Here is a 12,307-nt window from a genome sequence, read left to right on the forward strand (position 1 = left end):
CATCTGGATCCGCGAGCCCGGATCGCTACACAACGGAGTGCACTGTGACGCATGAAGCAGACGTTCTGGCCGCCTATCCGGCAGACCTCGAAATTCCCGCCGGGCTGGTTGCCGGCGCGCTGGCCGCTTCCAACGCGGCGGTTCCCCGCGTCCTGGTAGTGCTCGACGACGACCCCACCGGCACGCAGTCTGTGGCAGACCTGCCCGTGCTCACCCGCTGGGAAGTGGAAGACTTCACCTGGGCTTTCGGCCAGGGCAAGCCCGCTGTGTACGTCCTCACCAACACCCGCAGCCTTGACCCGGCCGAGGCGGCAGCCCGCAACGAGGAAGTGGTCCGCAACGCCCTGGCGGCAGCAGGATCGCAGGACTCCGCCGGTTCCAGTCTTCGCCTGGGCTTCGTTAGCCGCAGCGATTCCACCCTCCGCGGCCACTTCCCCTTGGAACCGGACGTCATCGCAGCCACGGTTGCCGATGTCAGCGGCGAGAAGACCGATGGCGTTGTCCTGGTCCCTGCCTTCCCCGACGCCGGCAGGCTCACCATCGGCGGTGTCCACTACATGCGCGGCACCGGCGACGCCAAGGGAACCCTGGTCCCCGTCTCCGAGACCGAGTTCGCCAAGGACGCCTCCTTCGGCTTCAGCACCTCCGTCATGGCGGACTACGTCGCGGAAAAGTCGCAGGGCAGGTTCCCGGCAGACTCCGTGATTGTCCTGGACCTGAACATCATCCGTGCCGGCTCCGCCGCCCAGGACCCGGCCATCTCGGCCAAGGCCATCGCCGACGCCATCGAACCGGCCTCCGATTCCACGCCCATCGTCGCGGATATCGTCACCGAGAACGACTTCCGCGCGCTGGCTTTGGGCCTGGAAGAAGCCGAGCGCCGCGGCAAGAAGCTGCTGTACCGCGTCGGGCCGCCGTTCGTCCGCGGCCGCATCGGCCAGGACATCCGCAGCGCGCTGACCTCGGAGGAGGCCTACGCGGGCAACACGCCGTCGGAGGCCGGCGGCCTGATCGTGGTGGGCTCGCACGTGGGCGTCACCACGCGCCAGCTCAACGTCCTCACCGCGGAACACAGCTCCGCCCGGATCATCGAGATCGACGTCGAGAAACTCCTCGGCGAGGAAAATGAAGCCAAGGCGCACCTGGACCAGACCGTGGACGCAGTCGTCGAAGCCCTCCACACCGGCGACGTCATTGTGCACACCAGCCGGCTCCTCATCAAGACCGACGACCCCGCCGAAAGCCTGCGGATCGCACGGACCGTTTCCGCCGCCGTCGTGGATGTGGTCAACCGGACCCTGAAGACCTTCCCGCCGCGCTTCGTCATTGCCAAGGGCGGCATCACGTCCTCGGACGTGGCAGCCCACGGGCTGGAAATCCGCCATGCCATTGTCCGCGGCCCCATGCTCCCGGGCATCGTTTCCCTCTGGGAACCCGTGGACGGTCCCGCCAAGGGCATCCCGTACATCGTTTTCGCCGGCAACGTGGGCGATGACGACTCGCTGGCCCAGGTCACCCGCAAGCTCAGCAACACTTTCTAATCCCCACCGGCTCCCAACCCTCGCAGGCTCGGGCCGGGGCCCTCGCCGGCGTGGGCCCAGTAAATTTCAAGGAGAAACACCATGACCAGCAACTACACCGTCACCGTCCTGGGCCTCGGCGCCATGGGCCTGCCCATGGCCACCCGCCTGGCCTCGCAGCTGACCGTCCACGGCTTCGACATCGCCGAACCCCGCCTGGAACTCGCCCGGGAAGCCGGGATCGCCACCTTCAGCACGGCCCGCGAAGCCGCCAAGGGTGCCGACGCCGTCCTCCTGGCCGTCCGCAACGGTGAACAGCTCAACGACGTCCTCTTCGGCGAAAACGGCGTGGCCTCCGTGCTCGAGCCGGGCGCCGTCGTCATCCTCGGCTCCACCGTGGGCACCGATGCCATCCCCGCCACGGTCGCCAAGCTGGCTGAATACGGCGTGGACCTGGTGGACGCGCCGCTGTCCGGCGGCCCCAAGCGCGCCGGCGAAGGCGACCTGCTGATCGTCGTCGGCGCTTCCCCTGAAGCCCGCGAAAAGGCCGCCCCCGCCCTGGACCTGCTCGCCTCCACCCTCACCGTGGTGGGCGACAACCCCGGTGACGGCCAGGCCCTGAAAACGGTCAACCAGCTCCTGTGCGGCGTCCACATCGCCGCCGCCGCCGAGGCCCTGGCCCTGGCCGACGCCCTGGGGCTGGACCAGGCCAAGACCCTCGCTGCCCTGGAAGCAGGCGCGGCAGGTTCCTTCATGCTCTCCAACCGCGGCCCCCGCATCCTGGAGGCCTACAACGAGGAAGGTGCCGAGGTGCTGTCCCGCCTGGACATCTTCGTCAAGGACATGGGCATCGTGGGCAAGGCAACCCGCGCCGCCGGCCTGGCAGCCCCCGTTGCCGCCGCCGCCGAACAGCTCTACCTCCTGGGCCAGGCCCAGGGCCTCGCCGCCGCCGATGACTCCGCCGTCATCAAGGTGGTCGCTCCCGCCAAGCGCACCAAGTAAGCCACTCCTCCTGCCCTTGCGCACAAGACGTACGACGACGGCGGTCCCCCCTCCGCCGTCGTCGTACCTCCCAGCGTTGCCGGCGCAGTCCCGCAACGTTTATCCCCACCCCACCATTCCCTGATGCCGCCCTGCCCGGGACCGGCACGTCAAAGGAGACATCCCCCCGTGAACCACCTGATGAGCCCGCTGATACAGCGGGCGGCCGATGCCCCGGCCATCAAGCCCGCCGTTGAGCTGGGCACCCCGGTACTGCTCACCATCGCAGCGGTGGGCATCGCCATCCTGCTGGTGATGATCATCCGCTTCAAGATCCAGGCCTTCGTGGCCCTGCTCACCGTCAGTATCCTGGTGGCCGTGGCGGCCACCATCCCGCTGCAGGACATCTTCACCGTGGTCTCCAGCGGCGTGGGCAGCACCATGGGCAAGGTTGCCATCCTGATCGCGCTCGGCGCCGTGCTGGGCCGCATGATCGAGGTGTCCGGCGGCGTCCAGTCGCTCGCGGATCATTTCACCCGCAAGCTCGGAGCCAAGCGCGTTGCCGTGGCGCTGACCGCCGTCGGCTTCCTCGTGGCCATCCCCGTCTTCTTCGAGGTGGGCATCATCGTGCTGGTGCCCATCGTGTACGCCTTCGCCAAGATCGCCAAGGTCCACCCCGTGAAGTTCGGCCTCCCCATGGCCGGCATCATGCTCGCCATCCACGTCGCGGTACCGCCGCACCCCGGAATCGTGGCCGGCGCCGGCGTGCTCGGTGCCGACATCGGGCTCATCGCCCTGATCTCGCTGCTGATCTGCGTGCCCCTGGGCTTCCTGTCCTACTGGGTTGCGTCCATCATGAACCGCAAGGACTACGAGCTGCTGCCGGCCGTGAAGGCCCAGGTGGAGGAGTTCGGCTCCAAATCATTGGTCAAGGTGGGCCACGACGGTCCCGGAGCCGCCGCCATCGCACCCCCGCGCCCGGGCCTGATCATCTTCCTGATCGCAGCGCCCATCGTGCAGATCCTGCTCGGTACCGTTGGCACCCTGGTGCTTCCCAAGTCCGATCCGCTGTACGGCCTCGCTGCCTTCATCGGCAACCCCTTCCTGGCCCTGCTGGTGGCCGTGGCGCTGTCCTTCTTCCTGCTGGCTGTCCGCCGCGGCTGGTCCTTCAAGGAAACCGGCGAGATCTTCGAAGGCTCCCTGCCGCCCATCGCCTCCATCCTGATGGTGGTGGCCGCCGGAGGCGTGTTCGGCAACGTACTCCAGGTCTCCGGCATTGGATCGGCGCTGTCCAAGACCCTGGACACCCTCGGCGTCCCGCTGCTGCTGCTCGGCTTCATCATCTCGCTGGCCCTGCGCGCCGCCCAGGGTTCGGCCACCGTGGCCATCGTGACCACCACCGGCCTGCTGTCCGCAGCAGTCAGCGGCGGCGGCTACAGCCCGGCACAGATCGCCGTGATCGTCATTGCCATCGGCTTCGGCGCCCTGGGCCTGTCGCACGTAACCGACGCCGGCTTCTGGGTGGTGGTGCGCTACTACGGCCTCACCGTCTCCGACGGCCTGAAGACCTGGACCGTCCTGACCACCATCCTGGGCGTGGCCGGCTTCCTGCTGACCTTCGTCGCCTGGATCCTGGTGGGAGGGCTGGGCGCCTGATGCAAACCCGTCTGGACCACCTGGTCACCTCCGCCCTGCAGCAGGGTTCTGCAGTGCCGGCCTTCACCTGCTACGACTTCACCACCGCGCTGGCCGTGGTGGGCGCCGCCGAGGAATCCGGCAGGGGCGTGATCCTGCTGGTGGCACCCAAGACCGCCGCCACCGCGAACGGCCTCCGGCTGATCTCCGCGCTGCGTGGCCTGGCTGACGCCGCCGCCGTCCCCGTCGCTGTGCAGCTTGACCACGCCTCCGACCTCCAGGTGATGGCCGACGCCGTCACGGCAGGGGCGGATTCCGTCCTCGCCGACGGTTCGTCCCTTCCGTACGAAGACAACATTGCGCTGGTCCAGGCTGCCCGTGCCCTGCTGGGCTCCGACGTGGTGCTTGAGGCGGAACTCGGCGGCCTGGCAGGAGACGAGGACCGTGCCTTCGGCGTGGATCCACTGGATGCCGCGGGGGCCGGCCAGTCCGTCGCCGAGGTGGCAGGCCTGACCGACTCAGCGCAGGTGGAGGACTTCGTGTCCCGCACCGGGGCGGAACTGCTGGCCGTCGCAGTGGGCAACGTCCACGGCAAGTACAAGGGCGAGCCGCGGCTGCGCTGGGACGTGCTGCAGGACATTGCGGCGCGGATCCATATTCCGCTGGTGCTGCACGGTGCGTCCGGCATTCCCGCTGAAGAGCTGGTCAAGGCCGCGGCCATGAACGTTGGCAAGGTCAACTTCAACACCGAACTGCGGACCGGCGTCCTGGCCACCCTCCAGGACCAGCTTCCCGCACACCGTGCCGACGGTGAGAACCTGCAGGGCCTGCTGGCTTTGTGGAACACGTCGGCGAAGGGCTTCGCTGCCACCACGCTGGCGACGCTGGCACGGTAGAGGGAACGGAATCTTCCACGAACGGGAGGCCAGGATCAAGCAGCCGGTCCTGGCCTCCTCCTTTTCGCTTTCATCCCGCCTGCCAGGCGGGAGGAAGGTTTCGCCGGGAGGCTAGGATCAAGCAATGATCCTGGCCTCCCTTCTCTTTGCCTTCCTTGCCGCCGCACTGCACGTCTTCATCTTCACCATGGAGTCGCTTACCTGGACCCGGCCCGCCACCTGGAAGCGCTTTGGGGTTGCCTCCCAACAGGACGCTGAGACCACCAAATCCCTTGCGTACAACCAGGGCTTCTACAACCTGTTCCTGGCCGTCGGGGCGTTCGTTGGAGTGGGGCTCGTGGTGTTTGGCGGGGCGGGATCGGTGCAGGACGTGGCAGGCTGGACCTTGATCTTCAGCTGCTGCGGTTCCATGCTGCTGGCGGCCGCCGTCCTGGCGTTCACCGGACGCAAGTACCTCCGCGCCGCGGCAACCCAGGGCACCACGCCGCTGCTCGCCGTCGTGCTCGGACTGCTTGCCGTGCTGCAATAGGGGCAGAAGGGGCGTAAGTCCTTAAACCCGCGCAGGCAACGGGGGCACAATAGTGCCGTGGGCAGCGTCGAGCCGTTGTAGGTCCCATGCGCAGCACCGTGGGGCGGGGGACAGGAACCGGGGCGGACACGGCGGACCGTGATCCGGTCATCGACCTTGTCCGGTTCATCTGCCTGGCGCTGGTGGTGGTGGGGCACTCCATGATGGTCAGCCCGGTCCTGCACCCGGACGGAACCGTGACCACCGAGAACACCCTGGCCCAGCAGGACTGGTTCGAGCCCATCATCTGGATCTTCATGGTCATGCCCCTGTTCTTCGTCACCGGCGGCGTGACCGGACTGCAGTCCTGGCGCCGGCTCAAGGCAAGCGGAGGCACCGCGGCCCAGTTCATCCGCGCCCGGCTCCTGCGCCTCCTCCGCCCGGCCACCCCTTTGCTGGCAACGATGGTGGTGGGTTTGTCCGTGGCGGCGGCGCTCGGCGTGGACCGGCAGGTGGTCCAGCTCATGGCAGCCGGGGCGGGCATGCCCCTGTGGTTCCTGGCCGCCTACCTCGCGGCGCAGCTGAACATCCCGGCCCTGGCGGCACTGCATGCGCGGGCGCCCTGGCTTGGCTTCTGCCTGCTCACCGGGCTCGTGGTTGCTGTGGACTGCCTGCGGGGCGTCCTGCCGGACCTCGCCAACGCCAACCTGGTGTTCGTGTGGTGCGCGGTCCAGCAACTGGGTTTCCTGGCCGCCGACGGCCACTTTTCCCGCCTGTCCCGTTCCGAGCTGCTGGGCATTGCCGTGGCCGGACACCTGCTGCTGGGACTCGTGACCGGGCTGGGGCTGTACCGCGGAAATATGCTGGTGAACCTCAACCCGCCCAACCTGACCCTGGTGATCCTGGCCGTCCCGCAGCTGGCCACCATGGAACTGGCGCGTCCGGTCCTGGCGCCGCTGGCCGGGGTGGGCTGGGTCGGCCGGCTGCTGGTGCTGGTTGGCGGCAGATCCCTCACGGTGTACCTGTGGCACCTGCCGCTGCTGGTGGGCATGTCCGGGCTGCTGCTCCTGGCGCCGATCCCCAAGCCCGGCGCCGGCACCGCTGCATGGTGGTGGTCGCGGCCCCTGGTGGTCCTGGCGCTGCTCATTCTGCTCCTGCCGGTGGCCGCCGCGTTTGGCCATCTGGAGGAACGGACGACGACGGCCGTCACCCTGCGCTGCCGGCCCGCCACGGCGGGGGCCGCCGTCGTCGTGGTCTTCATCCCCGTGGCGGACGCCGCGCTCAGCGGACTGTCACTGGGACTGCTGGCCGCCGGCACGGTGTGTTTCTCGGTGGCGATCGTTTTGCTGGGCGGTTTTCCGCTGCGGCGCCGGCAACCATACCGGCGCCGCCATGGCCGAAGGACCATTGCCAGCGGACTGAAGTAGTGCCAGTGTCGAACCATGACCGAGAACACCACGTCCGCTGAGGACAAGTTCACCGCAAATGTCTCGCTGCGGCGCAATGACGCACAGCACCGGTACGAACTCCTGGTGGACGGCAGGCTGGCTGTCCAGGCCTTTTTCCACGATCTTCCCGGGCACATCGATTTCACCCACACCGAGACCGGCGAGGATTTCGAGGGACAAGGCCTGGGCAAGGTCCTTGCACACTTTGCCCTGGATGACGTGGTGGCCACCGGCAAGCGGATCATTCCGCACTGCCCGTTCATTTCCAGCTACCTGCGAAAGCACGAAGGCTACGAACAATTCGTCGATTGGCCGGAGCGCTGATCCCGGGCCGCCGGCATTAGTGCCGGCGGCGGGTCAGCTGGCCAGCGCCTGGTCGGTGATCCCCATGGCGGTGCCCGGATCATCGATAGTGAAGCCGCAGGCGCAGCGGTAAGTGACGATGCTGTCCGGGACGGACCCGGGACGCAGTGAAACTACGGTGTCCCCGTCAACATATACGGGCTGCCGGACCGGAAGCTCGTCATGGTCGACGCGCTGCATTGGCGTGCGGCAGTGCATGCGCGAATTCAGGGTCATCAGCAACCCTGCGTCCACGGGTACGGTTGTGGACAAGAGCTGCCCAGCTGCCTCGGTGCGCGCCCCAAGCGCCGTCAGCTGGTGTTCCATTGCGGTGGTCATTATGTTCTTCCTTGGGCTTCTTCACGGAACCGCCGGCATTGGCAGCCCCGCCGCGAACTGCTTGCGGAGGTTCATCTATCACCGTAAGCAAAGCATGCTTACTATTTGTTGCACAAGTTACGGCTGGGAATCGGCCCCGCAGCCAGCAGCCACAACAGCCCACACAGCCGTCTCTCTGGCTAGGCTGGCAGCATGACGCCAACCACCACCCGAACCACAGCACTCGTTACTGGCGCCAGCGCCGGCCTGGGCCATGAATTTGCCGAGCAGCTCGCTGCCCAGGGGCATGATCTGGTCCTGGTGGCGCGCAACGCGTCCCGGCTTGCAGAAACAGCGGAAGACTTCCGGCGGCGGTACGGCGTCACGGCGGAGGTGCTTCCCGCCGACCTGACGCAGGACGACGACGTCGCGGCCGTCGTCGAACGCCTTGAAGACGCCACGCGGCCGGTGGGGATCCTGGTGAACAACGCCGGGATCGGCCTGCTGCACAACTTTGAGGACAACCACGCAGCGGAGGAGAGGCGCCACCTGAAGCTGCACGCGGAAACGTCCATGGTGCTCACCCATGCGGCACTCAGGGGGATGCTGGAGCGCGGGGAGGGCCGGATCATCAATGTGGCCAGCGTGGCTGCGTTCCTGCCGCGCGGCACTTACTCGGCGGCGAAGGCGTGGCTGGTGAGCTTCAGCCGGTGGGCAAACCTGGCCTATCGCAAGCGGGGCATCAAGGTCACAGCCGTCTGCCCGGGCTTCACCCACACGGAGTTCCACGACCGGATGGGGATGGACAAGTCGGTGGCCCCGTCCTGGACGTGGCTGCGCGCGGAGCGGGTGGTCAGGGAAGGCCTGGCGGACAACGAACGCGGCAAGGCGGTGTCCATCCCCTCCAAGAGGTACAAAGTGGTTGCCGCCGTGGCCAAGGTGGCGCCGGCGCGGCTAATGGCCGGGCCGGCGCGGAAACCGAAGTAGGCCGGGGCGCCTGGCCGGCAGCCCGGGAAGGGCCTTCCGCGGCCGGGCACCGGACCTGCGGACGGCCAGCACCACCAGGATCCCCAGCAGCGCGCCCACCAACGTCTCCACGGCCCGCTCAAGGATCAGGACCCGGGGTTCGGTGGGGGAGGCCAGCTGGGTTATCAGCAGGATGACCGGGGTGAACCAGACCATGGCCAGGCCATAGTGCCTGGTCATGAACAGTTCCGTGGCGAACTGGAAGAGGATCACCAGCAGCGCCAGCACCACCGCCCGGTGTACCGGCTCCTGAAGCGCCGGGTACAGCGCCGCCAGGGTCCAGGGTCCCGGGATGATGACGACGGCGGTGACCGCCAGTCCCAGGAACGTCCCGACAATGCGGTGGACGCCCCGCCGGACGCTGCTGGGCAGGTCTGCTCCGGCCAGGGGTACGGCGGCCGCGGCCATGGCCCAGTGCGGGTGGCCGCTGCCGCTGATGACGCCCACGGTCCCGGCGGCACCCACCGCCAGGACGTACCGGGCGGCGTGGACTGACAACTCCCGGCGCCCCGCCGCCGAACGGCGCGGGACGCTCCGGGTGGCCCCTGGCTCCCACGACCGCCGCCGAACCCAGCCGCTGAAGCCAATCAGGATGGAGAACACCGAGGATGCCACCGCGATGAGCATGGCGGTGTACCAGGGGACTGCGGTGGGAACGGAAGCGCAGGCGCCCAGGGCGAGGATTCCAAAAAAGGGCCCGTTGGGTTTCAGCCGGACCCTGTCCGCGTACACCGACCCCACTCCGGCCAGGGTCGCTTCCACTGCCACGAGCCACCAGGAGTGGATGTGGTTGATGGAGAGCGTTACTCCCACCACCACGCCGGTGAGCAGCACAAGGGCGCCCTGGCCCTGGTGGCGGAGCCGGAGCTGGTGCGGTTCCGAGCGGCCGTACATGCCGGTGAGCGCGCCGAACACGGCGTAGATGATGAGGTCGGTACGGCCGGCGGCCAGCAGGAGCAGCGACGGTACCGCCACGCTGAGGGCCACGCGGAGCGCGGCAAGGTGGTCGCCGTTGGCAGGTTCCAACCGGTGGAGCGCGCGTACCTGCTCCACAACGCGCTTCATGTCCCGACCTGTCCTGTTTCTATGGATCTACTGCAGCCCGAGGGCCCTTGCGACCGTATCACCGCGCCCCATGCAGAGCCACATGCCGGCAGTCACGGGAGGACATCGGGCAGGCGCGCAAAGGCCCGCCCAGCGTGCTTCCCCCAAGGAAGCACGCGGGACGGGCCTGTGAGCGTGGGCTACAAGAGTGCCCGGGAGGCTGGGCCTATGCCCCGGCCGGAACCCCGCGGTGTGCGTGGGGGTCGGTGCCGTCCTGGGTGTCGAACGGCAGTTCGTCCAGGTTGATCAGCGGGTTCTCGTCCTGGGTCGCCACCAGTTCCTTGGCCTCTGCCTGGGTGTCAACGCTGGGCATCGATCCCGGGAGCGGCCGGTTGGCGGATTCCTTCAGGAAGTAGATGGCCACGGCGCCCACCAGGGAGGTGGCCATCAGGTAGTACGCCGGCATCATGTCGTTGCCGGTGGCCCCGATCAGCGCGGCCACGATGAACGGGGTGGTTCCGCCGAAGATGGCTACGGCGAAGTTGTAGGCAATGCCCATCGCTCCGTACCGGCTGGAGGTGGGGAACTGGGCCGGCAGTGCCGATGCCAAGTTGGCCACGTAGAAGGTCACAGGGAAGGCGATCAGCGCCAGGCCGGCGAGGGTGGACCAGATCTGCCCAATGCCAATCAGCATGAACGCCGGGATGGCCAGGGCGATAGTACTGACAGCGCCGATCCAGAGCACAGGACGGCGGCCAATCCGGTCGGAGAGCTTGCCGGTCAGCGGGATGCAGAGGCTCATGACCACCAGGACGGGAATCGTCAGCAGCGTGCCGTGCACCTCGTCGTAGCCCTTGGACTCGGTCAGGTACGTGGGCATGTAGGACGTCAGCGCGTAGCCGGCAGTGTTGGCAGCGGCCACAACAACCATGGCCACAATGATGGGGCGCCAGTAGGCCTTGACGATACCGACGGGTCCCTTGGCCGTGGCGGTGTCCCCGGCGGAGGCGTTCTTGGCGTTTTCTTCCTGGGCGTCAAGGGTGGCCTGGAACTGCGGCGATTCCTCGATCTTGCTCCGGAAGTACACGGCGATCAGGCCCAGCGGCCCGGCAACCAGGAACGGGATGCGCCAGCCCCAGTCCTCCATGGTGCCCTGGCCCAGGGTCAGCTGCAGGACAGAGACCAAGGCAGCGCCGATGGCGAAGCCGAGGTAGCTGCCCAGGTCCAGGAAGCTGGCGAAGAAGCCGCGGCGCTTGTCAGCGGCGTACTCGCTGACGAACGTGGTGGCGCCGGCGTACTCGCCGCCGGTGGAGAAGCCCTGGATGACCTTGAGAAGCACCAGGAGCGCTGCAGCCCAGAGGCCGATCTGGGCGTATCCGGGCAGGAGGCCGACGGCGAACGTGCTGGCCGCCATGATCATCAGCGTGGTGGCCAGGATCTTCTGGCGGCCCATCTTGTCGCCCAGCCAGCCGAAGATCACGCCGCCCAGAGGACGGGCGATGAAGGTGGCGGCAAAGGTTCCCAGCAGGAACAGCGTTTGGGTGGTGGGATCGGATTCAGGGAGGAACACCGGGCCCATGGTGGTGATGAGGTAGCCGAAAACGCCTACGTCGTACCACTCCATGGTGTTGCCAACGATCGTGCCGCCCAGTGCTTTTTTGAGCATGGGCTGGTCCACCACGTTGACATCGGATTCCTTGAGCTGGCGGCGTGGCAGCAGCCTGGGCTTCTTGGCAGCCGTGGGGGCTGCAGGGTCGGTTCCGCGGGCGCTCCTGGCGCCTGCTGAAGAGTCGGTCATGCTTCGGTCTGTGGGCATTTGGGCAACTCCTGTGGAGGTCATTTGCTTGCGACTTGTAGCTGCCCCGCTCCGGGCAGGCCTTCAATTTTACGGGATTCCTCTAGCGTCCGGGCAGTTTGATGACGTAGCATGCTCCCTTTTGGGCCCGATATGGGGCCGGTTCCGGAAATTTTTCCCCCGGCTTTTCCCGCGTGATCACTGGGAAGCAGGCTGATGAACGGCGCCGTTACCAAAATTTTTCCAAGTTGCTCCGTTTCAAGCCCGCTCCCGCGGGAAACCGGCCGCAAAAAGTGACCGCTGCCACGGTCCCCGGAGGGGTTCCCAGCAGCCCCGGACGTGCCTATGGTAGAGCGATGAACACACTTCTTTCCGGGCAGTAGTCCGCGTGCCCGGGCGCTTTCGTCGGCATTCGTTTCAAGGAAGAACGAAGGAAAGAAGGGAAGAACCACATGGGTGAAGAATCCAACCAGTTCCATATCAGGCCTGAGGTGGCGGACCACCTTGCCGCAGCCATGGATGCGCCTGTTACGCCCGGCCCCGCGGCAACGGGTGGCGTTCCATTGGCAGGGCAGGGCGGGTGGCCGGACGGCATGGGAAAGCGCAGGCACCCGAAGGACCGCGGCGCCGGCCACGGCCGGATGGGGCACGAGGCCGCCGTGGTGGCGGTCCACCGCACCGGCCGGCCGCAGATGCCGCACTCCTCATAGCTGCCTGCAGCGCGCGGATCCAGCATGGCGACGCGCGCTGTCCATATCGACACGGAAGTTACCTGGCGCCCCCGACATAGGGGG

General features: G+C 67.4%; 12 protein-coding genes. 9 read left to right on the forward strand and 3 right to left on the reverse strand.

Annotated elements, in window-relative coordinates; all coding sequences use genetic code 11:
* The first annotated feature begins 44 nt into the window (after positions 1–44).
* From AB0280_RS20790 to AB0280_RS20820, 7 genes are all read left to right on the forward strand, one after another.
* Positions 45–1,541, forward strand: coding sequence for a four-carbon acid sugar kinase family protein (locus AB0280_RS20790; protein ID WP_307487580.1), 1,497 nt, complete (start codon positions 45–47; stop codon positions 1,539–1,541).
* Positions 1,542–1,622: 81 nt separating this feature from the next.
* Positions 1,623–2,522: an NAD(P)-dependent oxidoreductase gene (locus AB0280_RS20795; protein ID WP_224024499.1), complete on the forward strand. Its 900-nt coding sequence runs from the start codon at positions 1,623–1,625 to the stop codon at positions 2,520–2,522.
* A gap of 168 nt (positions 2,523–2,690) precedes the next feature.
* Positions 2,691–4,157, forward strand: coding sequence for a GntP family transporter (locus tag AB0280_RS20800; protein WP_275182265.1), 1,467 nt, complete (start codon positions 2,691–2,693; stop codon positions 4,155–4,157).
* Complete coding sequence (locus AB0280_RS20805) at positions 4,157–5,032, forward strand: class II fructose-bisphosphate aldolase (RefSeq protein ID WP_159633864.1); 876 nt, start codon at positions 4,157–4,159, stop codon at positions 5,030–5,032. Before AB0280_RS20800 ends, AB0280_RS20805 begins: the two co-directional genes overlap by 1 nt.
* 124 nt (positions 5,033–5,156) lie before the next feature.
* Complete coding sequence (locus AB0280_RS20810) at positions 5,157–5,561, forward strand: DUF1304 domain-containing protein (RefSeq protein ID WP_366368611.1); 405 nt, start codon at positions 5,157–5,159, stop codon at positions 5,559–5,561.
* 86 nt (positions 5,562–5,647) lie between these two features.
* Positions 5,648–6,967: an acyltransferase family protein gene (locus AB0280_RS20815; RefSeq protein WP_366368613.1), complete on the forward strand. Its 1,320-nt coding sequence runs from the start codon at positions 5,648–5,650 to the stop codon at positions 6,965–6,967.
* A gap of 15 nt (positions 6,968–6,982) precedes the next feature.
* Positions 6,983–7,312: a GNAT family N-acetyltransferase gene (locus AB0280_RS20820; RefSeq protein ID WP_159633855.1), complete on the forward strand. Its 330-nt coding sequence runs from the start codon at positions 6,983–6,985 to the stop codon at positions 7,310–7,312.
* 33 nt (positions 7,313–7,345) lie between these two features.
* Here AB0280_RS20820 and AB0280_RS20825 read toward each other — a convergent pair whose 3' ends face one another.
* On the reverse strand, positions 7,346–7,669 hold the full coding sequence (locus AB0280_RS20825) for a hypothetical protein (protein WP_307487590.1): 324 nt from the start codon (positions 7,667–7,669) through the stop codon (positions 7,346–7,348).
* 192 nt (positions 7,670–7,861) lie between these two features.
* On the opposite strand from AB0280_RS20825, the gene AB0280_RS20830 reads away from it, so the two are divergent.
* A complete protein-coding gene (locus AB0280_RS20830) occupies positions 7,862–8,635 on the forward strand; it encodes an SDR family NAD(P)-dependent oxidoreductase (protein WP_159633849.1) in 774 nt (257 codons plus the stop codon).
* On the opposite strand, the gene AB0280_RS20835 is transcribed toward AB0280_RS20830, so the two are convergent.
* Together AB0280_RS20835 and AB0280_RS20840 are read right to left on the reverse strand one after the other, a co-directional pair.
* Positions 8,603–9,739, reverse strand: coding sequence for an FUSC family protein (locus AB0280_RS20835; protein ID WP_366368616.1), 1,137 nt, complete (start codon positions 9,737–9,739; stop codon positions 8,603–8,605). The genes AB0280_RS20830 and AB0280_RS20835 overlap by 33 nt on opposite strands.
* A 205-nt stretch (positions 9,740–9,944) precedes the next feature.
* Complete coding sequence (locus AB0280_RS20840) at positions 9,945–11,534, reverse strand: MFS transporter (protein WP_366368618.1); 1,590 nt, start codon at positions 11,532–11,534, stop codon at positions 9,945–9,947.
* A gap of 431 nt (positions 11,535–11,965) precedes the next feature.
* On the opposite strand from AB0280_RS20840, the gene AB0280_RS20845 reads away from it, so the two are divergent.
* Positions 11,966–12,223 carry a hypothetical protein gene (locus AB0280_RS20845; protein WP_275182271.1) on the forward strand — a complete coding sequence of 86 codons (258 nt, stop codon included), beginning with the start codon at positions 11,966–11,968 and terminating at the stop codon, positions 12,221–12,223.
* Positions 12,224–12,307: the final 84 nt, after the last annotated feature.

This window comes from Pseudarthrobacter sp. 902506025, from assembly GCF_040702325.1.
Classification (GTDB): domain Bacteria; phylum Actinomycetota; class Actinomycetes; order Actinomycetales; family Micrococcaceae; genus Arthrobacter.

Bases quoted from the DNA above. Each gene is read 5' to 3' on its own strand.
- AB0280_RS20795 (WP_224024499.1), top strand. From the start codon at position 1,623: ATGACCAGCAACTACACCGTCACCGTCCTGGGCCTCGGCGCCATGGGC.
- AB0280_RS20805 (WP_159633864.1), top strand. From the start codon at position 4,157: ATGCAAACCCGTCTGGACCACCTGGTCACCTCCGCCCTGCAGCAGGGT.
- AB0280_RS20810 (WP_366368611.1), top strand. From the start codon at position 5,157: ATGATCCTGGCCTCCCTTCTCTTTGCCTTCCTTGCCGCCGCACTGCAC.
- AB0280_RS20815 (WP_366368613.1), top strand. From the start codon at position 5,648: ATGCGCAGCACCGTGGGGCGGGGGACAGGAACCGGGGCGGACACGGCG.
- AB0280_RS20820 (WP_159633855.1), top strand. From the start codon at position 6,983: ATGACCGAGAACACCACGTCCGCTGAGGACAAGTTCACCGCAAATGTC.
- AB0280_RS20825 (WP_307487590.1), bottom strand. From the start codon at position 7,669: ATGACCACCGCAATGGAACACCAGCTGACGGCGCTTGGGGCGCGCACC.
- AB0280_RS20830 (WP_159633849.1), top strand. From the start codon at position 7,862: ATGACGCCAACCACCACCCGAACCACAGCACTCGTTACTGGCGCCAGC.
- AB0280_RS20835 (WP_366368616.1), bottom strand. From the start codon at position 9,739: ATGAAGCGCGTTGTGGAGCAGGTACGCGCGCTCCACCGGTTGGAACCT.
- AB0280_RS20840 (WP_366368618.1), bottom strand. From the start codon at position 11,534: ATGCCCACAGACCGAAGCATGACCGACTCTTCAGCAGGCGCCAGGAGC.
- AB0280_RS20845 (WP_275182271.1), top strand. From the start codon at position 11,966: ATGGGTGAAGAATCCAACCAGTTCCATATCAGGCCTGAGGTGGCGGAC.